This is a genomic window from Sulfurimonas limnophila (assembly GCF_059705345.1).
In genome coordinates this window covers 2,065,439-2,086,846 of the sequence record NZ_AP046127.1, presented here as the reverse complement: position 1 = coordinate 2,086,846, position 21,408 = coordinate 2,065,439, and the positions used below count along the sequence as shown (strand labels likewise).

Below are 21,408 nucleotides of genomic sequence, written 5' to 3'. Positions count from 1 at the left end.
TGAAAGATACTTTTGTATATAATTTTTCAAAAAGAGACAAAATATGCAAAATAGCTACAAGCGGGTTGATGCGCATCTCTCAAGTCTTGGATACTGCACACGAAGCGAAGCAAATAAATTTTTAAAAATGTTTAGTGTCTGTGTTGATAATGAGAGAGTTTTTGACGTAACAAAAAAAGTCTACCACTCTCAAATAAGTGTAGATGGCGAAATACTTGATGCACCGAGAATAGTCATTGTTATGAATAAACCCCAGCATGTAGTCTGTTCACATAGTGATGCAGGTGTGCTTATCTACTCACTTCTTCCGCCTAGATGGCAAAGACGAAATCCAAAAATATCAACAATAGGCAGATTAGATTCAGATACAACAGGAGCCATTTTACTTACTGATGATGGCGCACTTAACCATAAGCTAACAAGCCCTAAGAGCGAAATTATAAAAGTCTATGAGGTGACTCTTGCACAAGATTTAAGAGGCGATGAAGCTGAGGTTTTTGCGAGTGGAGAGCTTATTTTAAATGGTGAGAAAAAACCTCTACTGCCAGCTAAGATGGAGATAATCACTCCAACATTTGTAAGAGTTGAGATATGCGAGGGAAGATACCACCAAGTAAAGAGAATGTTTGGCTCGGTTGGAAACAGGGTTATAGCACTTCATAGAGTTAGTTTTGGGGAATTTAGTGTTGAGGGTTTAAAGCCCTCAGAGTTTAGAGTAGTAAATCTTTAGATTTTGTGATTAAGAGCTTTTTTAAAAAACTCTGTTGAGCAAAAAAACATTGCTACAAAGATAGGGTTTATAGTTACATTATCTTGGGCTGCTATTTCAAAAATCTTAAAATCAAAAGCTTCTCCACCTTCAATACCTTTTACTATCACTCTAAACTCAAGAGGTGCAAGAGTTTTTAGCATAGTTAAAATTTTCTTTTTTTTCTTTGGGCTCTCATTGTCAAGAATGTTGAAACTCCCACCCTCAGCGCCTTTGTAAGAACGAAGTACATCTTCTAAAACATCAAATTTATCTTTGAAAACTATTTTGTTCCATGAAATTTTAAGCTCTTTTGAGTCCACTTTACATGCACTGTCTATCAAAGCGTTTGGCTTTTTCTCTTTTATCGCTTCTATCAAACCTAAAAGAAAATTTGCTCCCCCGACACTTTGGGCATATTTTGTTATAAGTAGATGAGTAAATCTCTTTGTTTCGTCATTTTGTTGATTGAAATTGCACATGAAATTTTCCTAATTTATTGTATAACTATAATTATAGCTTAAATGATGTATAAGTATAATTTCATTTAAGCGTATCGTAATAACAAACCTATTACTATATCAAACTAAAAGAAGACAAAAATTGTCTTAATTAAAAAACTTAAATAAATAAGGTAAAACATGAAAGTTTACTTGGATAATAACGCAACAACAATGGTGGACCCATTGGTTGTTGAAGAGATGATGCCATTTTTTAGCGATATATATGGAAATCCAAACTCGCTTCACAAATTTGGTACAGCGTCTCATCCTGCACTTAGCAAAGCATTAGATCAGGTCTATAAAGCGCTAAATGCTAGTGATAGTGATGACATAGTTTTTACATCATGTGCAACAGAGTCAAATAACTGGGTTTTAAAATCTATCTTTAGAGATCACATTGTAAATGGAGATAAAAATCATATCATCACTACTGAAGTTGAGCACCCATCTGTTTACGCTGCCTGTAAAGCGCTAGAAGAAGAGGGTGCAAAAGTTACATATTTGCCAGTTAACTCTCAAGGTATAGTTGAAGCGCATGTAGTAAAAAGCTTTATAACAGACAAAACTGCTCTAGTCTCAATTATGTGGGCTTCAAATGAAACAGGAATGATAAATCCTATAAAAGAGATTGGTGAAATCTGTAAAGAAAGAGGTGTTTTATTTCACTCTGATGCTGTTCAAGCAGTTGGTAAAATACCAGTTGATTTACAAGATGTTCATGTAGATTTTCTCTCAATGAGCGCACATAAGTTTCATGGTCCAAAAGGAATTGGAGCTTTATATATTAAAAACTCACAACCGTTATCTCCCCTCTTAAATGGCGGTGAGCATATGGGAGGTCGTCGTTCAGGAACACTAAATGTTCCATATATCGTAGGAATGGGCAAGGCTATGGAGCTAGCTACTACAAATATAGAAGAGAAAATTAATTCAATCAGAGCAAAGAGAGACCGTCTTGAAGATGCTCTTTTAGAACTTAGCGATACTTTTGTTATCGGAGATCGTGAGCATAGAACACCAAATACAATTTTAATATCTATAAAAGGTGTTGAGGGCGAGGGAATGCTTTGGGATTTAAACAATGGACAAATTGGTGCTTCAACTGGAAGTGCATGTGCCAGTGAAGACCTTCAAGCAAATACTGTAATGTTAGCAATAGGAGCAGATAACGAACTTGCTCACACAGGTATCAGACTAAGTCTTAGCCGTTTTACAACTGATGGCGAGATTGACTTTACTATAACTCACTTCAAAAAGTCAGTTGAACGCTTAAGAGCTATATCTAGCTCATTTGCAAAAGTAGGACCAACTCCTGGCGGAGAGTCAAAAGAGTGCGAACTCCATTTTCACTAACTAAATAGTCGAAAACAGTCTGACACGAATGTGTCAAGCTTCAGTGCCACAGTGGCTAGCGTACAAATCAAGGAGAAGGTTTCCTTGAGTTTATGAAATAAATTAAAGGAAATAAATATTATGGCAAAAAATGATTTATTAGGGGCTTCTCTATGGGATGCTTACTCAAATAAAGTAACAACTCTTATGAATAACCCAAATCATCAAGGTGAGATAACTGAAGATGAGGCTGCTTCTCATGGCAATAAGCTTATCGTTGCAGATTTTGGTGCAGAGAGTTGTGGCGATGCGGTGCGCCTTTACTGGGAAGTTGATCCAAAGACAGATACTATCGTTAACTCTAAATTTAAGAGTTTTGGATGTGGAACTGCGATAGCTAGTTCAGATATTATGACTGAACTTTGTATCGGAAAAAGAGTTCAAGAGGCTGTAAAAATTACAAATATTGATGTTGAGTTCGCTCTTCGTGATAGCCCAGAAATCCCAGCTGTTCCGCCTCAAAAAATGCACTGCTCAGTTATGGCATATGATGTTATAAAAAAAGCAGCAGGGCTTTACATGGGTGTTGATGCTGAGAGTTTTGAAGAGGAGATTATCGTTTGTGAGTGTGCTCGTGTTAGTTTAAGAACACTTCAAGAGGTTATCAGACTAAATGATTTAACAACAATTGAGCAGATAACAGACTACACAAAAGCTGGAGGTTTTTGTAAGAGCTGTATCAAACCAGGTGGGCATGAGCAAAGAGAGTACTATTTAGTGGATATTTTAGCAGATACTCGTCGTGAGATGGATGAAGAGAAGATGAAAGCAGCAGCTGATGCAGGAAGTGGCGGAAGCTTTGAAGCTATGACGCTAGTTCAAAAAATCAAAGCGATAGATGCAGTTGTAGATGAAAATGTTCGTCAGTTTTTAATTATGGACGGCGGAAACATGGAAGTAATCGATGTAAAATCAAGCGATGAGTATATTGATGTTTATATCAGATACTTAGGCGCATGTAATGGCTGTGCAAGTTCTGCAACAGGGACTCTTTACGCGATAGAAGCAACACTAAAAGAGAAGTTGTCTAAAAAGATTAGAGTTCTTCCAATATAATATTTTTTTATTTTTACACATAAGTAAACAGAATATATAGAATATTAAAATTTTAACAAAATTTAAACTTTGTTAAAAGATTAAATCAATAGAATGTGATAATTTTATCAAAAGAGGAATCAAAATGAAGATTATCACAGCCGCGCTGTTTTTATTGTTGTCTGTAAACTTGTTTGCAAGTGAGTTCTATACAAAAGTGATATATGAGCCATTAGAGAGCTATTATCCAAAGCTTAAAAAAGCAATTGACGAAAACCATATGAATATTTTATATGAGATGGATTTAATTAAGCAGTTTAAAGACGAAGGCTACTCAGAGAAGTTCGGAAAAGATTTTAATAAAAACAATTTACAGGGTGTAAAAACACTTCTTATCTGTAACGGATATGTTGGAAATCAAGTTTCAAACCTAGACCCAAAAATGATGGCACTTTGTCCAATTAGATTGACAATTATTGAAGAGAATAAAAAGCTAACAGTAACATTCTTGAGACACGATACTATTGAAACGTCAAAAGAGATTAAAAGCTTATTGACTAAATTAGATACTATTCTTAAAAATACTATAGATTTAACAACTGACGAGTATATGAAAAAAGCAAATATTAGCTCATACGAGTCAATTCACGAAGGAAACTAATTTCTTAAACACCAAATATTTTAGTTTGGTGTTTTAACTTCTCTCATATAATTAGTATCTAAAATGGCTATTTCACACTCAAGCAAAATTCCAAACTCATTTAGAACTCTTCTTTGCGCCTCTTTTATAAGATAAATTGCATCATCAAATGTGCCACCCCCATGGTTTACCAAAAAGTTTGCATGTTCCTTGCTAAACTCCATTGCACCAACTCTTAGCCCTTTTAATCCAACAGCTTCAATCAATCTTCCAGCATAATCACCTTGTGGATTTTTAAAACAACTTCCTGCGCTCGGGGCTGATGGTTGGTTTTGGCGCATTTTTTTAAACAGCTCTACTCTATCTTTTGAAAATCCACTCTCTAGCTCAAATATAGCCTCTAAGATAGGGCTCGTAATCTTTGTAAACCTATATCCATGTTTTATCTCATCTTTTAAAAAATTGCCCTCACAAGTGGTTATGGATATAAGATTATTGAAAATTTCATACTCTTTAAGCCCAGCATTCATAAAAACCAATCCGCCCAATGTTCCAGGTAGATGTGAGAGAAATTCAAAATTTGCAATATCGTGCTTTTTACAAAATGATGCAATTTTGCCAGAGGGAGTTGCTGCGCCGATTTTAAGAGTGTTGTCTTCTATCTTGATATAGTCATATTTTTTAGATAGCTTTAGAAGTGGTGGAGGATTTGTGCCTATTAGCAGATTGTTGCACGAGCCTATCAAATAGTAATCTCTGTATGAAGCAGAACAATCTTCTAAGATAGAGACTTCAAAAGAGGCACCGATTTTTATCGAAGAGAATTTAGAGAAGTCGATACTCTGCTTTTTCATTACTCTACAAAGTCTGGCATCATGTTAAATACTTCTGTTGAGAAGTCTATCATTACGTTTAGCATCCATGGCATAGTTAAGATGATAACAATGGCAACGCCGACTATTTTAGGGATAAAACTAAGTGTCATCTCATTTATTTGGGTGGTTGCTTGAAATATACTTACAGCCAAACCTATAAACATACCAACTAAAAGACCTGGAAGAGCCAACATAAGGGCTATCTTAAAAGTATCAATTCCAAGAGAGATGAGTTTAGCTTCCATTATGAGTGTCTCAAATCTTTATATTCACTAGGTATCATAAAGTCTTCCACGCAAAGAGGCGCATCATAAAAACCATTTTTGTATCCAATCTCAAAAAGTTTGTTGATAGCTTTGTACTGGATAGGGCTAAGTGTGATGGAATCATCATTTGCATAGAGTTCGAGATATTTATCTAATGTTTGCGCATCAATTCGCACTAAAGATCTCTCCAGTAACATTTGTGAGAGTTTTTGTTTATGTTCTCTTGCTACTCGTACAGCTTTTGTTAGAGTCTCTTCATACGCTATTGCTCTGTTTAATGGGATTGAGCGACTAATCGCCATTCCGCCAAGAGGAAGAGGAAGCCCTCCACCTGAGAGCTCTTGCCAGATATCCCACATTTCACGCTCAACTTCAAGCTCACTGTTATAAGTCAAAATACTTTCATGAATAAGAACTCCCGCATCAACTTTGCCATCTATTACAGCCTGTTCTATCTCTAAAAAATTCATATAAGTTATTCTGGCATCTGGAAAAGCGATACGAAAGAGCATAGCATTTGTCGTATGTTCTCCGCTAAGAGCAACTTTAAAGTTACGCTTTAGCGTTGTACCTTTTCTTTTTATAACTTTTGGTCCATACCCATCGCCAAAACTAACAGCAGTTCTAAGCGGGGCATAATCCTCTCTGATATGTGGATATAGAGCAAAACTAATAGCTACTATCTCATAAACACCATTTAGGGCTTTTTCATTTAGTGTTTGAATATCTTCAGCGATATTGTCAAATAGGGTGCCTTCCATGTCTACCCAACCAAACTTTATAGCATAGTACATAAAGATATCATCAGCATCTGGTGAATGAGCAATAAGCGTCTTTTTCAAAGTATCTAACCATCCTCTAAGAGATTAAAATATAAATTTGATTTTAACTAAATAAGCATAAATTCTACATGTGTTGGAGCAAAAATTCCCTACACGCATCTACTCTTAAGGGTTTGGAGTAGAAGTAGCCTTGTATATTAGGACACCCTTCTTGTAGAAGAAAATCTCTTTGCTCTTTAGTTTCCACACCTTCGGCAATTACATCTAAGGAGAGGTTTTTTGCGAGAGCAATAATTGTCTTGACAATTGCAATATCATCTTTGTCAAATGGCAAATCTTTTACAAAACTGCGATCAATTTTTAGTTTATCAATGGGGAGACGTTTTAGGTATGATAAAGATGAGTAGCCAGTTCCAAAATCATCTACAGAAATAGATATTCCTAATTCTTTAATGCCATTAAGTAGTGATATCACATGTAAGCTGTGTTTCATGATAAGCCCCTCCGTAATCTCAATTTCCAAATCCGCAGGAGAGAGACCAATTGTTTCAACTTTTTGGCGCAGATACTCTATGTAGTTAGGATCTTCTAACTGTTTTGCTGATACATTGATAGAGAGTTTTCCGCATTGTATGTTTTCATTTTTCCATGCTAGAACTTGCGCAGCAGACTCTCTCATCATCCATTTGTCTATTTCAATAATAAGTCCAATGTCCTCAGCAAAAGGGATAAACACAACAGGAGGAATAAGACCTAGCTCTGGGTGATTCCAGCGTATTAGTGCTTCAAGCCCTATAACTTTATCTACTCTAGCGTCTATTTTAGGTTGAAAGTAGACTTCAAACTCTCCATTTTTGATAGCTTTTCTTAGGTTGCTCTCAAGCAAAACCCTCTCTAGCGCTAGTTCTGTCATCTGCTTATTGTAGAATTGGTATCTATTTTTACCGTTGCTCTTAGCCTCATACATAGCAGTATCTGCATTTCTGATTAAAATATCTCCGCTATTGCCATCATCAGGAAAAATACTTATACCTATACTAAAGGTTGTATGTATTTTTATACCATTTATAACAATAGGCTCATTTATGTTTTCCATAATAGTTGTAACAATATCAATGGTGCCTTCTTCGCTTGAGTCGTTTAGTATTATTATAAATTCATCACCACCAAACCTTCCAATCGTGTCCTCTCTTTTTATATAATTTTTGAGTTTCTTGGAGATCTCTTTTAGAAGTTTGTCTCCTGTTTCATGGTTGTAAGTATCATTTATCTCTTTAAATCTATCTAGGTCTAAGAATAAAATTGATACCTTTTGATTATTTTTATTTGCTATGTTTATGCTGCGTTCAAGCTTGTCAATAAGTAAAAGTTTATTTGGAAGATTTGTTAGATGGTCATAACGAAAAAGATGTTCAAGTTTACCAGCCGTCATTTTAATCTTTTTTTGAAGGCTTACATTTTTTTGTTCTATATTGCTTTTTTCTTTTTTAAAGTTAAGATAATAAGAAAGTAGAACTAAGAAGGTAAAAATAGAGATAAAGAAAAAGACTAAAGCATCCCTTACCCTAGAGATATGACTAAAATCAATTTTATTTAAATCTTGAAAAATAATGAAATACGCAATCTCAATATTTTCTGGATTCTTAAGATGGTATGTGCATATAAGTTTATTTTTATCATGGTTTATGCGAAACGCTATTTCACCTATAAAGTGCTCGACGCCTTTACTTTTGATAAGCTCTAAATTCTCTTTTTTGTAGTTAGAATTTGCTACATAATAATCTGAAACAAAAACTTTTTTTGATGGTTCAAGCAGAATATTTTTATATTTTTTATCAGCCAAAAAGATAGTCTCATAACCAATTTTTTTCATTTTTTCATCTATTGAATCAAAGTTGGAAATTGTTTCGATAGAGCCTATAAAATTGCCATTTTTATAAATTGGCACCATAGATTTGAAAGTTATATCAAAGAGACCAGCGCTAATTGAAGATATAACATGTGGATTTTTAATCATCTCTGCAACATCATCTCTAATTATAGAGAGATTGTCACCTCTTTTGGCTGTCCAACTTCTATAAAAACTTTTGCCATCTGAAGTTATAAGTTGAAACCATGTTCCGCTTAGCGAAGTGTTTTTAGTTAGATTTTCTGAAAATTCTTCTAGATTTAGTTTTGAAATATCTTTACTCTCAAGAGCCTCTTTCGTAAGTGTATCGTTAGCGATAGGCAGTGTCACAAAAAGAAGAGCCTCTTTTTTTTCATCAATAAGTGTTTTTAATTTTTCATTTGTTTCTTTAGCTAAGTCTTGATATTTTTCACTCTTTAGAGCTTCAACTTTGGAGTTTATAAAAAGAAAACCAGAAATTAGCAAAATTATTGAGATAATTATTATATATTTTGGCAAAAAAAGATTAAGTTGTGTTTTTTGAATCAAAATGTAAGCCCCATGCAAGAATTGTATTTAATCTCTATATTGTACTTTATAAACAATGTTTTAACAAAAAAAAAGGTAAAATCGCATTAATTTATAAAAAAAATTATATGACAATTTGCAATATTTTTGAGTATAAAAAATAAATTGGCATATAATAAGTCTAAATTTACTATAAAGTGAGCCTAACATGGACGCAAATAAACAAAAATCACTAGACTTGGCTATGAAACAGATTGATAAGGCATTTGGAAAAGGTGCTCTTATGAGACTTGGAGACAAAGAGATTGTGCCAATTGAGTCAATAAGTACAGGCTCACTAGGGCTTGATTTAGCTCTTGGAATAGGCGGAATACCACAAGGCAGAGTTGTTGAGATATATGGACCTGAGAGTTCAGGCAAAACTACCCTAGCACTTCAAATAACAGCAGAGTGCCAAAAGGCAGGTGGAGTTTGTGCTTTTATTGATGCAGAACATGCCCTTGATGTTGGATATGCAAAAAATTTAGGTGTAGATGTTGAAAACCTTCTTGTATCTCAGCCAGACTATGGCGAACAAGCACTAGATATTGTCGAGACAATAGCAAGAAGCGGTGCAATCGACCTTATAGTAATTGACTCTGTTGCAGCACTTACTCCAAAGTCTGAGATAGAAGGTGAAATGTCTGATCAAAATGTTGGTGTTCAAGCAAGGCTGATGTCAAAAGCTCTTCGCAAACTAACAGGGATACTTCACAAAATGAACTGTACTGTTATCTTTATCAACCAGATTCGTATGAAAATCGGAATGATGGGATACGGTTCTCCTGAGACAACAACAGGTGGAAATGCACTGAAGTTTTATGCTTCTGTACGTATTGATGTAAGACGTATCGCGTCGCTTAAACAGGGTGAGAGTCAGATAGGTAATCGTGTTAAAGCAAAAGTTATAAAAAACAAAGTTGCTCCTCCTTTCCGTCAGGCTGAGTTTGATATAATGTTCGGCGAAGGTATTTCAAAAGAGGGTGAACTCGTTGATTATGGTGTTAAACTTGACATCATAGACAAAAGTGGTGCTTGGTTCTCTTATGAAGATATAAAGTTAGGGCAAGGGCGCGAAAATGTTAAAGCTAAGTTCAAAGAAGAACCAGCTTTGGCTCGTGAAATTGAAGAGAAAATTAAATCTGCTATGGGTATGAGTGACCTTATGACAATGGATAGTATAGAGATGTCTGAGGCAGATCTTTAGGTTCTCTATAAAAAAAATGATAAAATATTATACTTAATACAAAAGAGGTGGTTAAAAGATGTTTATTGATAATGTAAGTGCGATTGAAGTAATGGATTCTCGCGGAAACCCAACAGTAAAAACAACAGTAGAGTTAAGTGATGGAACTAGAGCAAGTGCTATCGTTCCCTCAGGTGCAAGTACTGGAAAACGTGAAGCGCTAGAACTTCGTGATGGCGGAAGCAGGTACATGGGCAAAGGTGTTTTAAAAGCAGTTGAAAATGTAAACTCTCAAATCTCTGATGCTCTTATTGGTCTATCTCCTTTTAATCAAGCCGTAATTGACGCGACTATGAAAGAGCTAGATGGAACTGATAACTATGGAAACTTAGGCGCAAATGCTGTTCTTGGTGCTTCTATGGCAGTAGCACGTGCTGCTGCAAAAAGTTTGGGAATCCCTCTTTATCGCTATTTAGGTGGTGCTAACGCTATGGTTATGCCAACACCTATGTTAAATATTATCAATGGCGGAAGCCATGCAGATAACTCGGTAGATTTTCAAGAATATATGATTATGCCTATCGGGTTTGAAGACTTCGCGTCTGCTCTTAGTGCAAGCGCTGAAGTTTACCACAATCTAAAAGCTATTTTAAAAGCTAAAAAACACAATACTGCACTTGGTGATGAGGGTGGTTTTGCACCAGATTTAGGTTCAAATGAAGAACCAATCCAAATCGTAATGGAAGCAATAGAAAAAGCTGGATACAAAGCAGGAGAGCAGATGGCTATAGCGCTTGATGTTGCTGCTTCTGAACTTGTAGTAGATGGCGGATATAGACTTGATAGCGAAAACAGAACTATTACATCGGCACAGCTTGTTGATTATTATGTAGATTTGTGCAACAAATACCCAATAGTCTCTATTGAAGATGGCTTAAGTGAAGATGACTGGGATGGCTGGAAGCTACTAACTGAAAAACTAGGAGATAGAGTTCAGCTTGTTGGAGATGACCTTTTTGTAACTAATGCTAGTATCTTAAATGAAGGTATTAAAAAAGGCATTGCTAACTCAATCCTTATAAAACCAAACCAAATAGGTTCAGTAAGTGAGACTATGCAAACAGTTCGCCTTGCTCAAAGAAATGGTTATAAATGTGTTATGAGCCACCGTTCAGGTGAGAGTGAAGATGCATTTATCGCTGATTTTGCTGTTGCTCTTAATTGTGGTGAGATAAAAACAGGTTCAACTGCACGTGGAGAGAGAACAGCTAAATACAATCGCCTCTTGGAGATTGAGAATGAAGTTGTTTACGGTGAATATTTAGGTTCAGAGCTTTTTAACTAAGAATAATAATGAATAAAGAAGAACTTTTTGATAAATATGAAGATAGACCAAGCTTTTCACAAAAATATCTTGGTATATCATTCTCTAAGTTCTCTTTACTTCTTTTTTTAGTTTTAGGCATGGGTGTCTATATCGGATTGCTTCTTTATGGAGAGAATTCGTTACAGGTTTATATGGGTTTGAGCGATTATCAGAATCATCTGCAAACAGAGATAGAGAGACTAAAAAATGAAAACGCAGAGCTTCAAAGAGAATACTTTGAACTAAAAGAGATTTCTGCAAAATAGTATTTAACTTGCTATAATGCATGTAAATATATTTAGGGGTTGTTTTGATTAAAGTTTTATTAATTTCTACTTTACTATTTTTAACACTAAATGCTCGTGAAAATCCTTTTTTTCCATCTGATGGCGAAAAGGATATTGTCTTAACTACAAATGAAGACACCTCTAAAGAACCGCTCAAAAGAGCCTCAATTTCTATTCCTAATCAAGCTAGAATTTTACAAAAAGTAACGATAGAGTATAAAAATCTTGACGGTTCTATTGAGAGAAAAAGTATTGATTTAGATAACTCCATAGATTGGCATTCACCTATTTTTATATCGCAAAACTACCCACAAACACAAATTGAAACTAAAAGTGAAGAGACAATCAAGAGTAAAGTTGAACCAAAAACGGAACTGAAGCCGAGTGTAAAGGTTTCTAACGACAATGTTACACTTGAATATCTATCTATATTTGTCTCTGGAAAAACATTGAAACTCGTAACAAAACATGAATCAATAAGAAACTTTTTATTAGCAGATCCACATAGAATTGTTATAGATTTTAAGAGTGATGCAGAGGTTAAAAACTATATTAGAAAAAATATTGATTCTATTTTTACAGAAATTAGAGTTGGAAATCACGATAAATTTTATAGAGTTGTAGTTGAACTTGATGGACATTATAAATATAATTTCAAAAAAATATCTGAGGGTTACCTCTTAGAACTAAAATAAATCAGCTCTAAAAATAGTAGTTAAAATAGCACTTTAAACTTCTCTCTTGCTTCTCTTTTGCTCTCTCATCTCTTTGCTTGTAGTTATAATCAAATCTAAGTTGCGTATTTTGAGTAACTCTAAATCCTTGTGAGAGTTCAAAAAGATTTTGTCTATCCCCAGTATCATAGAATCTTTTTGTTAGCTCTATCTTAGTGCTCATATTGCTATATTTATCAAAAACAAATCCAGCTGAAGTTCCTATGGCGTATTTAAAACCATCATCTATGTAAAATAGCGGATCTGTCATTATGTAGCTATAGCCCAACTCATTCCCCCAGCTAAGCCCAACTCCTACTGTACCTATAAAGTTTGCATGAGAGTCTAGTGAATCTTTGTCCCACCCAAATTTAGTTCTCCAAGATAAGTTTTCAAAAAAATATGAGCGTTGTGCAATAGAGACAATAGACAAAATTGTTGCATCTTCAACTTCTGCTTTATATTCAGGATAAGAGAGCTCAACATTTAAAAACTCAATTTGAGTTCCTCTTAAAAATCCGTAGTTGCTATCCTCTAGGCTATGATAAGCAGGGCGAATTCCTAAATATCCTACACTCTTGCCCTCTTTAACTCCAGCACCAACCATTGTTCTTATGGCTTGATGGCTTTGAAGTGGATTTGCAGGAGTTTTTATCTCTATTTTTTCTCCTAAGCCAAGAGAAGCTCTTGCTTTAGATAATGCGTGAAAAAGCTCCAAGTAGCGCTCTTTAGTTATTTTGCTTTTACTAAAGTTATACTCTAAGAGCTCTATGGAGGCTTCTAGTATATATCTTTTTTGCTCTATTTCAATCTTTGAATCTTGGGTAATGGAAGTAGGCGATATTTTTGAACTTACTAGCATAGCTGGGAGTGCTATATGTTTTTCATCAAGCAACTGCTCATACCTAAGAAGCAGTGTTCTTTTTGAGGGTCTATATGAGCTTTTTGTGATGATATGTTCATTCTCTACTGCATGAACTGTCTCAAGAGGGATAACTTGATAGCTAAAATATTTTCTCAAATCAATGGAAGGTCTGGCAGCTTCTACGAACCAGAGCATATTATAAGAGCAGTTTTCAGTAAAAAAATAGTAGTAAGAGTGTGTGTCGTTGAGCTCCCAGATATGCCTAACCATTCTAAGAACTTCATCTTGAGTTAAGTCTAAGTCATATTCCCAAATATCTCTTTGTTCGCTATCTCTATACTCTTTTAGTTTTTCATAATATGGAAGTAAAGAGTATTTACCATAGTATCCGCCAAAAAGACCTTTTATGGCAAAGAGAACACCATTTTCTTTATCTGGATTTGCGTCTGCTGCGTAATTTACAGCATAAGAGAGCAGTTTGGAGTCGTACTGAGAATTTATACGTAAAAAAGTGTGTCCAAACATCGAAGCTGGAGAGTTTATATGAGCGGAAGGAAAAACAAGCGTAACTGATTTTGGGTTTAATCTTGAGAGTACTTTATCATATTCGTTACATGTAACTTTTGGAAATTCAATTCCACTTAGCTCCTCTTTTATCCAAGAAGCTCTTGCTGGGAATCTACATGCGGTTGCATTGTCATCAAAAGTAACTTCATTTAAAAGAGCATCTATTGTGGCATGAAGCTCATCTTTTGCGTCTGTTTTACCATTTTTTGAGAGAAAAAAACTCTCATCATCGATTTGGCTTATCCCATCTTCCATATGAAGAAGAATTCTCCAGTATCTAGTATCAGCTAATTTTAACTCATCTGCTTTTTGTTTATAGAACTCCGAAGAAGCTTCTAAGATAAGAGGTAAAAAAAATATTAAAAAAAGAAGAGGATTTAAAATTGGGAATTCCTAAGGGAGAGCTTACTAAAAACGGATGAAAATTCATCCGTTTTAGTTATCAACTAGAGAGAAGTTGTAGAGATGTTATCTAAAACATCAGCCATTTTTGCATTTTGAGTTGTGTAAATGCTGTTGTAGTTTGCTTGAAGTGAAGCTGAAAAAGTTGCTTTGTCAGATACTTCTAAAAGTTCTGCTAAAGTATCAACACTCTCGCCATAACCTTGTGCAATCTCTTTTGCAAGTTGGTCCATATTTGAAGCAACGAACTCTTCAGCTCTTTCGTTCATAACAAATTGAGTTTTTTTACAACCAAGAGTTCCTGAAGTGATACCAAATGTTTGGTTTCCAGAAGTACCGTTTGTTGTAGCTTGAAGAGCTAACATAATCGCAGTAGAATCATCTTTAATGATGATTGAACCTAGACCACAACCAGTTTGAGAGTTAACACCAGCCATTGCTGAAGAACTAAGAGCTATAACCGCAGCGATACTTACTAAAATTTTTTTCATAAAAAATCCTCTAACATTAAGATGCAACAATTGTAGGATTAATTAGCTTAACAAAATATTAGTTTTTGTTAAGCTCTTTATCTTTCCAATATTTTGTACCTTGCACTGTTGCTTGAAGTGCAAGACCGTTTTGTGTAATCTTGTATAGCCTGATGCCAGAAGCGACTGTTTCTGCCGCGTTTAGAGAACCACCACTACTTTCATATTTTGCAGCCACGTCAGCTTGTGCATTTGCTTCCCAGCCAGAGTTTACAAATTTATCATAAACTTTTTTATTTTCAAATAGAAAAACAGCTCTAAAATCTTTAACGCCTAGTCCAAGTCCAAGCCCTCCTGAGCCCATATTCATATATGTATTTATCCCAGTTCTATTAGAGTGAGCCATACCTTTGCCACCCTCCGCTGATAGCACAACAAGGTTCACGCCAATATTGCTAAAGGTTGCATATCCGTAAGAACGAAGGAGCATCGCTTTAGCTTCTGGAGCATATTTATAGAGAAGTTCTAGTGTTTCATTATTTGTTTTAATGCGTTCAACTCTCTCTAAGCGGTTATCCTCTTTTATCTCTTTTTTGCTTTTTCCTGACCAAAAACCTGAAAAAAGAACAACTACAAGTGTCAAGCTAAGTATCAATTTAACATTTTTTATCATGATTATCCTTGAGCGCGAAATGCTAGTATTATAATTTATTAAAATAGATAATCTGCTTAACGGGCAGAAGGTTTAATCTAAAATGATAGTATTATAAAAATTGATAGTATGGCTTTGACCATGAAAAGGAATTAAATTGAAGTTTAAAAGAGTAGTTTTTGCTTTTATGATTGGTATGATATTTTTAATGAGTGGTTGCGCAGACAAAAATGCGCATCTAAAAAATACAGGTTTTTTAAATAGTTATGAAGAGCTTGAGAGCAGTGATAGCTTTAGTGCATCTAAGATGGCAAAAAATGCTGATATAGCTAACTACAACAAACTATATATTGCGCCAATAAAAGTCGTTTTTGGTACTTTAGAAAACACAGAGAGCGCAGAGCAAAAAAAGCTATCCAATGAGATAAGCAAATATGTAAAAGCTGGATATATAAGAGAGATTAAAAAAAGCAAAAAATATAAGATAGTAGAAACGGCAGATGCAGATACTCTTGTTTTAGAATCAGCAATTTCTGCTGTTGAGACTCATCTTGATGATAAAAAATGGAATCAATTCTCACCAATTGCTATGGATATTACAGTTACGTCTTATAACTCTTATGCAGATGGGAATGTTCGTATTTTAGGTGAGAAACGTATAAGTGCAGGGGAGAGTTCTACACCTCTTTTTGAGAGTAAAAATATCATGAAAGATGAAAAAATATCTTTACAAGGTGATACTTTAGAGTTTGAGGATGTTAAAGAGGCCTTAGATGGCTGGATAGAGCATGTAAAAAGTTATTTTGCATACTAAGCAGAGGTAGAGCGTTTTGCAAAGAGGATGGAGAGATTTTGGATTTGAAGAGATAGCTCTAAGGAGTGATACGTTTTGTCCTTTACTTAATGGAATTCGCATCGTACAGTTGAGTGATTTGCATCTTAGTAAAAAAGTAAACCTCTCTTATATGCAAAATCTTATAAAGCAGATAAATGATTCAAAGGCAGATATTCTTCTTATCACTGGAGATATTTTGCAGACTTCAGCGCATCATATAGAAGAACTTTTGAGATGCTTTAAAGAGTTGCAAATCCCATCTTATTATGTTAGTGGCAACCATGACATCGTCTATGGCATAGATGCGCTAGAGAAAATAATGAGTAAAAACTCTGTTATATGCTTGGATAACAAGATAGAAACAGTTGTGCTCAGAGGTAGAGAGTTACAGTTAGTAGGGCTTAGTGATAGATATAGTTTTGTTCTTGGTGTTAAAAGACCGATTAAAGAGCTATTTTGCAAATTAAATCCAACGATTTCAACGATTTTATTGGCACATCAGCCAAAAGATGTAGAGTATATTGAGGATTTTCGTATAGATATACAACTAAGTGGGCATACTCATGGCGGACAGATTTATCCATTTAGCCTTGTAGTAAAGTTTTTTCAGCCTTATTTTTCGGGGCTTTACAGAGTTAAAAACACGCTTTTGTATGTAAGTAGAGGTGTTGGCTACTGGGGTTTTAATATTAGATATAAAGCTTCATCTCAAATACCTCTCTTTACCATCAATTAACGTAATCGCACTATAATTTTTATTAATAAAGGAATTAAATGAACAAGCTCTTAATAACACTAGTTTTTAGTGCTGTACTTCTTAGTGCAGCTTCTCTTAAAGTCAACTCACCATTTAGCGTATTGGAGAGTTTTGCATATGAGACACCTCTGGGACGTCAGATGAAAATACCAAAAAAGACAAAACTTGTAATTGTCGCTTTTGAAAAAGATACAGGCGCTCTTGTGAATGAGTATTTGGATACACAAAGTCCATTTTATCTTCTAAAGAAGAACTCGATTTTTATAGCAGATATTCATAAGATGCCAACAATAATTACAACAATGTTTGCTCTCCCAAAACTTCAAAAATATAAGCACCTTATATATCTTCATTATGGCGAATTACTTGAGAGCACAGTGCCAAATAAAGAAGCAAAGGTAACACTTCTCTATATAGAAGATGAAAAAATAAAAGAGATAAGTTATATATCTACAAAAGAAGAGTTGAAAAAAGCGATTGAGAAGTGATAGCATTAAAAGCTCTTCGTAAAAACCTCTTTAAAAGTCTTCTGATATTTTTATCAATTACGATAGCCGTAATGGCTATTTTTCTTATTAGTTCAGTTTCGCAAGGCGTTATTGGCATGTACTCTAAGATGATAAAAACAGATGGCGATATTATTATCACACAAAAAGGGATTTCAGATACATTTTTTTCAAATGTAGATATTTCACTAATACAGAAGATACAAAATATAGAACATGTAAATTCAAGCTACGCAATGATAGTTGGTGCCTCTCCGATAGGGCATATACCAATAGCTGGAATTTATGGAACAACGCCCAATCATTTTTCTCATTACAAACTTTCAAGCGGAGAGTATCCAATAGAGTCAGAGGTGATTTTGGGCGAAAATTTAGCTAAACAATTTAGTACAAAAGAGATAAATATAGCAAATAGAAAGTTTAAAATTTCTGGCACATATAAGAGTGAAATAGGCTTTGAAGAGGGTGGAGTAGTTATGAATATAGCTGACGCTGGAGCTCTCTTTAACCGTTCAGCTTCTTTTATTTTGGTTTCATCACTCTCGGTAGATAAGATAGATGAAATTGTAGAGAAAATTTCTAAATTCAATAGCGATATAGAGGTAAAAACAACACAAAATTTTGTAAAAGAGTACAACCAGTTTAAAATTATCGAGAACTCATCTTTTGTAATCTCTTTTTTGGCTTTTGCAATGGGCTTGATGGGCATAGCGTCTGTTATGAGCATGATTGTAAATTCAAGAAAAGAGGAGTTTGGTATCATGCGTGCCCTTGGTAAAAGTCGATTTTTTATAATAAAAAATCTATTTTTTGAAACAGCTCTGATGAGTGTCTCCGCGTATCTTTTTGCACTGATTTTAAGTCTTGGAATTTTGGCACTTCTTCCTCATATAGAGATGCTTCAGGGGTACGTAAATGGTACTCTCTCAATTTCAAGCGCACTCTATGTTTTGGCATCAACTCTTATAATGGCATTTTTAGGCGCTCTAATCCCTGCATGGATAGCTTCTAAGACCGACCCTATTTTGCTTATAAACCAAGGATGTGCATGATAAAAGCATCAAATATTTCACATTTTTATGCCAAAGAGCAGGTTCTTTATGATCTCTCTTTTGAGATTAGCAGTGGTCAGTTTGTCTTTTTAAGCGGAGAGAGCGGAAGCGGAAAATCAACACTGCTCTCTATTCTTTCTACTCTTTTACAACCATCAAAAGGAGAGCTTTTTATAGATGGCGAGATAATTAGTGAGATAAAAAATATCGATATTTTTCGTCAAAATAGAGTTGGTTTTATTTTTCAATTTCATTATCTTATAAATTATCTAACTGTTTATGAAAATATTGCATTAGCTGCGACTGAAGATAAAAAACAAAATATAAACAAAATACTCACAGAGCTTAAAATAGCAGAACTATCTTCACGTTATCCAAATGAGATTTCTGGTGGACAAAGACAGCGTGTAGCCGTTGCTCGTGCTCTTGTAAATGAGCCAAAAATCATATTTGCTGATGAGCCTACTGGGAGTTTGGATTCAAACAATAGTTTGATAGTCTATGAGTTACTAAAAAATGCACAAAAAGGCGGTACGACAGTTGTTGTTGCATCGCATGATATGAATATAGAAAATTATGCGACAGAGGTACTAAGGTTAAGAGATGGAAAAATTTTATAAATTAATAAATAGCGTTGTCCCTGTTTGGGCTTTTATATTTTTAGGTTCTATTTTTGTCGGAGTAGTATACGCTGCGCAAATGCTTGGGTTCTCTTTTTTTGATGAGACGCTTCTAAATGCACAAACTACGCGCTCTTTACATATTACACTAATGCTATATGGTCCGATTATGCTTGCTCTTTCTCTTCTTCCCTTTGCTCTTTTTGCAAAAGATAAGTTAGATCTTGATGTAGCATATGAACCTCTTAGAAACTTCTTTTTGCTATGGCATCTATTTTTATTTATGGCTGTTGTATCTATCTCTTTGGGTGCTCAAAGAGCTCTTCCATTTTATGACTTTGCTTATGAGTTAAATTTTATATTGGCATCTTCTGGTATTTTTTATATAGTTGCTATTTTTAGAACTATCAAGCAGTATAAAGTTGTACCACTTTGGGTAAAAGTATCTAAAATATTGCTTTTTATAGCACCTATTTCACTTTTAGTGTTGATGAACCCTACTTATGGGCAAGTTGAAAAAACATTAATAGGTCCGCATGGTGACAATACTTTAGGGATGAGTTTTACAATCATTCCTCTTTTTTACCTTATGATAAAGCTGCATACAAAAGAGAACTTTACTCCAAAATGGAATTTGTTTTGGATTGTCCCATTGGTGGGATATGCCCTCTCTGTTGCAACTCGTATATTTAGAGGAGAGTTGTCGTACTCTGAAGAGTGGGTATATCAATGGCTAACTTTTGCTTATGCCCCACTGTTGATTAAGTGGTGCATTGATGCAAAGATAACTATCAAATCTACACCCTATTTGGTTGTATCTATCTGGGCGTTTTTGTTTGTAATGATTCAGGGAAATATACTCTTTATTCCAGAGATACGTTGGCCTTTTCATAGAAATGATTTGATTATCGCACATGCCCATGTGGCGATTGGTCTTGGTATATTTTTTATGGCACTTAGTGTTTTGAAATATTTTTATAAAATTCCAGATAAGTTTTTAACTTTTTGGCTTTTTGTTATGGCTGTTATTTTTATATCGCTCTCTCTTGCTGGGTTTGATGAGGCTAAGGTGTTCGCTATTGATGTTATATCTATGTGGGAAATTCGTCTTTTTGGTGGGGTTATTGGGGTTATTGGGTTGCTATATTTTATTGGCAAGAAGATGAAATTTCCAAAACTATCTTATCTGCAACTTTATCATCTAAATGGCTTTTTATCTGATGGAGTTGGGGCGCTGATTCTTTTTTTAAGCGCTCCGCTGCTATTTGGGATTTTAGGATTTTATTTTACTTCATATTACTACTTGGTATTTGGTTTTATGGGCTTTGTTGGTATTTTACATTTTGTTGGAATCACAAAAGAGTCGCATCTTTTGGCATATTTAACATCACTTGCGCGTATCATTACGGGCACTGTTTTTTTATCTCTGTTTTATCTAGGAAATATTGACGCACTTGGGCTACTTGTTGGTATCTATGATATATCTTATGCTTTAACTTATCTGATTTTTAGAAATCGCTTATGATTGCCTCTTTTGCTCTTGTTCTTCTTCTTGGTTTTGAGTTATGTTACTATCTTCTGATAGTTCAAACAGGCATAGTTTCTCACTATAACTCCGATTTAATCACTCTTTTTCCGATGTTTATAGGCGGTGTTTTAGGAACATTTGTAGCTGGTAGAGTGTGGTGGAAAATAAAAAATCCAATTCACAAAATAATACTCGCACTCTTTTTGCAATTGATTCTCTCTTTTTTATACCCAAATTATAATTTTTTTACTTTAGCACTGCTTGGTTTATCTGTTGGTATTATGGCGCCACTTGGTATTTATCTCTTTAAGTCAAAACAGAAAAAAGAGCTTATGCTCGCACTTGGAATAGCTTATACTCTAGGTACATATTTCTTTTATTATAACGCAGACAATAGAGTAGAAATGGCTCTGTTTTTTACTGCTATTGCTCTAATAAGTGCTTTTATTCTTAGAAACTATAAAGTTGAGATAGATACTAAAGAACTTTCTCTTTCGTTTAGTAATTATCTCCCTTTGATGTTTTGGATATTTTTAGATTCAAACCTCTTTGAAACACTCTCACGTCATGAAAATATAAATATTTGGACAAATTTTACTTTTACGATTATTGCATCTCACCTCTTAGGCTTGATGGCTGCTTGTTTTGTCAATATTTCAAAGTTTAAAAAATACCTTTTGATAAATATATTATTTATTGGAAGTTATCTTTTATCTTATCTTGAACTGCCAATTGTACTGGCTATTGTTTATCCTTTTGTTATCTCATACTACAATGTAGTGATATTTAGTATATTGAGTAAAGAGATGAGCCTTGCAAAGTTATCGTTTATAATGATTTTTGTGGGTTGGCTGGCTTCTGGTTTTGGCTTGGCTCTGGCTCTTTCAAAACTGTTACATTGATGTT

23 protein-coding genes are annotated in these 21,408 nt (G+C 34.6%); 15 read left to right on the top strand and 8 right to left on the bottom strand.

Translation table 11 applies throughout. The annotated features are described in order from the left end of the window. Positions 1–43 precede the first annotated feature (43 nt). Positions 44–730 carry a pseudouridine synthase gene (locus AC6H33_RS10640; protein ID WP_497604867.1) on the top strand — a complete coding sequence of 229 codons (687 nt, stop codon included), beginning with the start codon at positions 44–46 and terminating at the stop codon, positions 728–730. Here AC6H33_RS10640 and AC6H33_RS10635 read toward each other — a convergent pair. Further along, positions 727–1,230: a hypothetical protein gene (locus tag AC6H33_RS10635; RefSeq protein ID WP_497604866.1), complete on the bottom strand. Its 504-nt coding sequence runs from the start codon at positions 1,228–1,230 to the stop codon at positions 727–729. The genes AC6H33_RS10640 and AC6H33_RS10635 overlap by 4 nt on opposite strands. 159 nt (positions 1,231–1,389) lie before the next feature. Here AC6H33_RS10635 and AC6H33_RS10630 point away from each other — a divergent pair, with 159 nt between their 5' ends. The 3 genes from AC6H33_RS10630 (at position 1,390) to AC6H33_RS10620 (ending at position 4,339) form a co-directional block, all read left to right on the top strand. After that, positions 1,390–2,604 carry a NifS family cysteine desulfurase gene (locus tag AC6H33_RS10630; protein WP_497604865.1) on the top strand — a complete coding sequence of 405 codons (1,215 nt, stop codon included), beginning with the start codon at positions 1,390–1,392 and terminating at the stop codon, positions 2,602–2,604. Between the two features lie 120 nt (positions 2,605–2,724). Next, positions 2,725–3,699, top strand: coding sequence for an iron-sulfur cluster assembly scaffold protein (locus AC6H33_RS10625; RefSeq protein WP_497604864.1), 975 nt, complete (start codon positions 2,725–2,727; stop codon positions 3,697–3,699). 124 nt (positions 3,700–3,823) lie between these two features. Further along, complete coding sequence (locus AC6H33_RS10620; RefSeq protein WP_497604863.1) at positions 3,824–4,339, top strand: DUF302 domain-containing protein; 516 nt, start codon at positions 3,824–3,826, stop codon at positions 4,337–4,339. A gap of 20 nt (positions 4,340–4,359) precedes the next feature. Here AC6H33_RS10620 and AC6H33_RS10615 read toward each other — a convergent pair whose 3' ends face one another. The 4 genes from AC6H33_RS10615 to AC6H33_RS10600 form a co-directional block, all read right to left on the bottom strand. Next, positions 4,360–5,172 carry a UDP-N-acetylmuramate dehydrogenase gene (locus AC6H33_RS10615; protein WP_497604862.1) on the bottom strand — a complete coding sequence of 271 codons (813 nt, stop codon included), beginning with the start codon at positions 5,170–5,172 and terminating at the stop codon, positions 4,360–4,362. Beyond that, complete coding sequence (gene fliQ / locus AC6H33_RS10610; RefSeq protein WP_497604861.1) at positions 5,172–5,438, bottom strand: flagellar biosynthesis protein FliQ; 267 nt, start codon at positions 5,436–5,438, stop codon at positions 5,172–5,174. Before fliQ ends, AC6H33_RS10615 begins: the two co-directional genes overlap by 1 nt. After that, on the bottom strand, positions 5,438–6,253 hold the full coding sequence (locus tag AC6H33_RS10605; RefSeq protein ID WP_497605997.1) for a menaquinone biosynthesis family protein: 816 nt from the start codon (positions 6,251–6,253) through the stop codon (positions 5,438–5,440). The genes fliQ and AC6H33_RS10605 overlap by 1 nt, the downstream gene beginning before the upstream one ends. Positions 6,254–6,365: 112 nt before the next feature. Then, positions 6,366–8,678 (bottom strand): bifunctional diguanylate cyclase/phosphodiesterase, encoded by a 2,313-nt coding sequence (locus AC6H33_RS10600; RefSeq protein ID WP_497604860.1) that lies wholly within the window; start codon positions 8,676–8,678, stop codon positions 6,366–6,368. Positions 8,679–8,865: 187 nt separating this feature from the next. Here AC6H33_RS10600 and recA point away from each other — a divergent pair, with 187 nt between their 5' ends. From recA to AC6H33_RS10580, 4 genes are read left to right on the top strand one after another with little or no spacing between them, the layout of a single operon-like run. After that, positions 8,866–9,903: a recombinase RecA gene (gene recA / locus AC6H33_RS10595; protein ID WP_497604859.1), complete on the top strand. Its 1,038-nt coding sequence runs from the start codon at positions 8,866–8,868 to the stop codon at positions 9,901–9,903. A gap of 58 nt (positions 9,904–9,961) precedes the next feature. Further along, entirely contained in the window at positions 9,962–11,227 is a 1,266-nt protein-coding gene (gene eno, locus AC6H33_RS10590) for a phosphopyruvate hydratase (protein ID WP_497604858.1), read from the top strand. Between the two features lie 8 nt (positions 11,228–11,235). Then, a complete protein-coding gene (locus AC6H33_RS10585) occupies positions 11,236–11,514 on the top strand; it encodes a hypothetical protein (RefSeq protein WP_497604857.1) in 279 nt (92 codons plus the stop codon). A gap of 44 nt (positions 11,515–11,558) precedes the next feature. Further along, on the top strand, positions 11,559–12,230 hold the full coding sequence (locus AC6H33_RS10580; RefSeq protein WP_497604856.1) for an AMIN domain-containing protein: 672 nt from the start codon (positions 11,559–11,561) through the stop codon (positions 12,228–12,230). Between the two features lie 7 nt (positions 12,231–12,237). Here the strand turns inward: AC6H33_RS10580 and AC6H33_RS10575 are convergent, their stop codons facing one another. From AC6H33_RS10575 to AC6H33_RS10565, 3 genes are all read right to left on the bottom strand, one after another. Then, complete coding sequence (locus tag AC6H33_RS10575) at positions 12,238–13,935, bottom strand: Lnb N-terminal periplasmic domain-containing protein (protein WP_497604855.1); 1,698 nt, start codon at positions 13,933–13,935, stop codon at positions 12,238–12,240. A gap of 191 nt (positions 13,936–14,126) precedes the next feature. Next, complete coding sequence (locus AC6H33_RS10570) at positions 14,127–14,573, bottom strand: DUF3015 family protein (protein ID WP_497604854.1); 447 nt, start codon at positions 14,571–14,573, stop codon at positions 14,127–14,129. Positions 14,574–14,631: 58 nt separating this feature from the next. Then, a complete protein-coding gene (locus AC6H33_RS10565; protein ID WP_497604853.1) occupies positions 14,632–15,225 on the bottom strand; it encodes a lipid-binding SYLF domain-containing protein in 594 nt (197 codons plus the stop codon). 136 nt (positions 15,226–15,361) lie between these two features. On the opposite strand from AC6H33_RS10565, the gene AC6H33_RS10560 reads away from it, so the two are divergent. The 7 genes from AC6H33_RS10560 to AC6H33_RS10530 are packed head-to-tail and all read left to right on the top strand — an operon-like array spanning position 15,362 to position 21,404. Continuing rightward, positions 15,362–16,018, top strand: coding sequence for a DUF3313 family protein (locus tag AC6H33_RS10560; protein WP_497604852.1), 657 nt, complete (start codon positions 15,362–15,364; stop codon positions 16,016–16,018). A 16-nt stretch (positions 16,019–16,034) separates the two neighbouring features. Then, positions 16,035–16,775 carry a metallophosphoesterase gene (locus tag AC6H33_RS10555; RefSeq protein ID WP_497604851.1) on the top strand — a complete coding sequence of 247 codons (741 nt, stop codon included), beginning with the start codon at positions 16,035–16,037 and terminating at the stop codon, positions 16,773–16,775. 38 nt (positions 16,776–16,813) lie between these two features. Continuing rightward, complete coding sequence (locus AC6H33_RS10550) at positions 16,814–17,284, top strand: hypothetical protein (protein ID WP_497604850.1); 471 nt, start codon at positions 16,814–16,816, stop codon at positions 17,282–17,284. After that, on the top strand, positions 17,281–18,354 hold the full coding sequence (locus AC6H33_RS10545; protein ID WP_497604849.1) for an ABC transporter permease: 1,074 nt from the start codon (positions 17,281–17,283) through the stop codon (positions 18,352–18,354). Before AC6H33_RS10550 ends, AC6H33_RS10545 begins: the two co-directional genes overlap by 4 nt. Then, the gene (locus tag AC6H33_RS10540) at positions 18,351–18,974 is read left to right on the top strand and encodes an ABC transporter ATP-binding protein (RefSeq protein WP_497604848.1); all 624 of its coding nucleotides are present in this window, start codon (positions 18,351–18,353) and stop codon (positions 18,972–18,974) included. Before AC6H33_RS10545 ends, AC6H33_RS10540 begins: the two co-directional genes overlap by 4 nt. Beyond that, positions 18,958–20,499 carry a hypothetical protein gene (locus AC6H33_RS10535; protein ID WP_497604847.1) on the top strand — a complete coding sequence of 514 codons (1,542 nt, stop codon included), beginning with the start codon at positions 18,958–18,960 and terminating at the stop codon, positions 20,497–20,499. The genes AC6H33_RS10540 and AC6H33_RS10535 overlap by 17 nt, the downstream gene beginning before the upstream one ends. Further along, on the top strand, positions 20,496–21,404 hold the full coding sequence (locus tag AC6H33_RS10530) for a hypothetical protein (RefSeq protein WP_497604846.1): 909 nt from the start codon (positions 20,496–20,498) through the stop codon (positions 21,402–21,404). Before AC6H33_RS10535 ends, AC6H33_RS10530 begins: the two co-directional genes overlap by 4 nt. The last annotated feature ends 4 nt before the right edge of the window (positions 21,405–21,408 follow it).

Bases quoted from the DNA above. Each gene is read 5' to 3' on its own strand.
- AC6H33_RS10535 (WP_497604847.1), top strand. From the start codon at position 18,958: ATGGAAAAATTTTATAAATTAATAAATAGCGTTGTCCCTGTTTGGGCT.
- AC6H33_RS10605 (WP_497605997.1), bottom strand. From the start codon at position 6,253: ATGTACTATGCTATAAAGTTTGGTTGGGTAGACATGGAAGGCACCCTA.
- AC6H33_RS10565 (WP_497604853.1), bottom strand. From the start codon at position 15,225: ATGATAAAAAATGTTAAATTGATACTTAGCTTGACACTTGTAGTTGTT.
- AC6H33_RS10630 (WP_497604865.1), top strand. From the start codon at position 1,390: ATGAAAGTTTACTTGGATAATAACGCAACAACAATGGTGGACCCATTG.
- AC6H33_RS10575 (WP_497604855.1), bottom strand. From the start codon at position 13,935: ATGGAAGATGGGATAAGCCAAATCGATGATGAGAGTTTTTTTCTCTCA.
- eno (WP_497604858.1), top strand. From the start codon at position 9,962: ATGTTTATTGATAATGTAAGTGCGATTGAAGTAATGGATTCTCGCGGA.
- AC6H33_RS10615 (WP_497604862.1), bottom strand. From the start codon at position 5,172: ATGAAAAAGCAGAGTATCGACTTCTCTAAATTCTCTTCGATAAAAATC.
- AC6H33_RS10625 (WP_497604864.1), top strand. From the start codon at position 2,725: ATGGCAAAAAATGATTTATTAGGGGCTTCTCTATGGGATGCTTACTCA.
- fliQ (WP_497604861.1), bottom strand. From the start codon at position 5,438: ATGGAAGCTAAACTCATCTCTCTTGGAATTGATACTTTTAAGATAGCC.
- recA (WP_497604859.1), top strand. From the start codon at position 8,866: ATGGACGCAAATAAACAAAAATCACTAGACTTGGCTATGAAACAGATT.
- AC6H33_RS10530 (WP_497604846.1), top strand. From the start codon at position 20,496: ATGATTGCCTCTTTTGCTCTTGTTCTTCTTCTTGGTTTTGAGTTATGT.
- AC6H33_RS10620 (WP_497604863.1), top strand. From the start codon at position 3,824: ATGAAGATTATCACAGCCGCGCTGTTTTTATTGTTGTCTGTAAACTTG.
- AC6H33_RS10635 (WP_497604866.1), bottom strand. From the start codon at position 1,230: ATGTGCAATTTCAATCAACAAAATGACGAAACAAAGAGATTTACTCAT.
- AC6H33_RS10550 (WP_497604850.1), top strand. From the start codon at position 16,814: ATGAACAAGCTCTTAATAACACTAGTTTTTAGTGCTGTACTTCTTAGT.
- AC6H33_RS10640 (WP_497604867.1), top strand. From the start codon at position 44: ATGCAAAATAGCTACAAGCGGGTTGATGCGCATCTCTCAAGTCTTGGA.
- AC6H33_RS10570 (WP_497604854.1), bottom strand. From the start codon at position 14,573: ATGAAAAAAATTTTAGTAAGTATCGCTGCGGTTATAGCTCTTAGTTCT.
- AC6H33_RS10585 (WP_497604857.1), top strand. From the start codon at position 11,236: ATGAATAAAGAAGAACTTTTTGATAAATATGAAGATAGACCAAGCTTT.
- AC6H33_RS10540 (WP_497604848.1), top strand. From the start codon at position 18,351: ATGATAAAAGCATCAAATATTTCACATTTTTATGCCAAAGAGCAGGTT.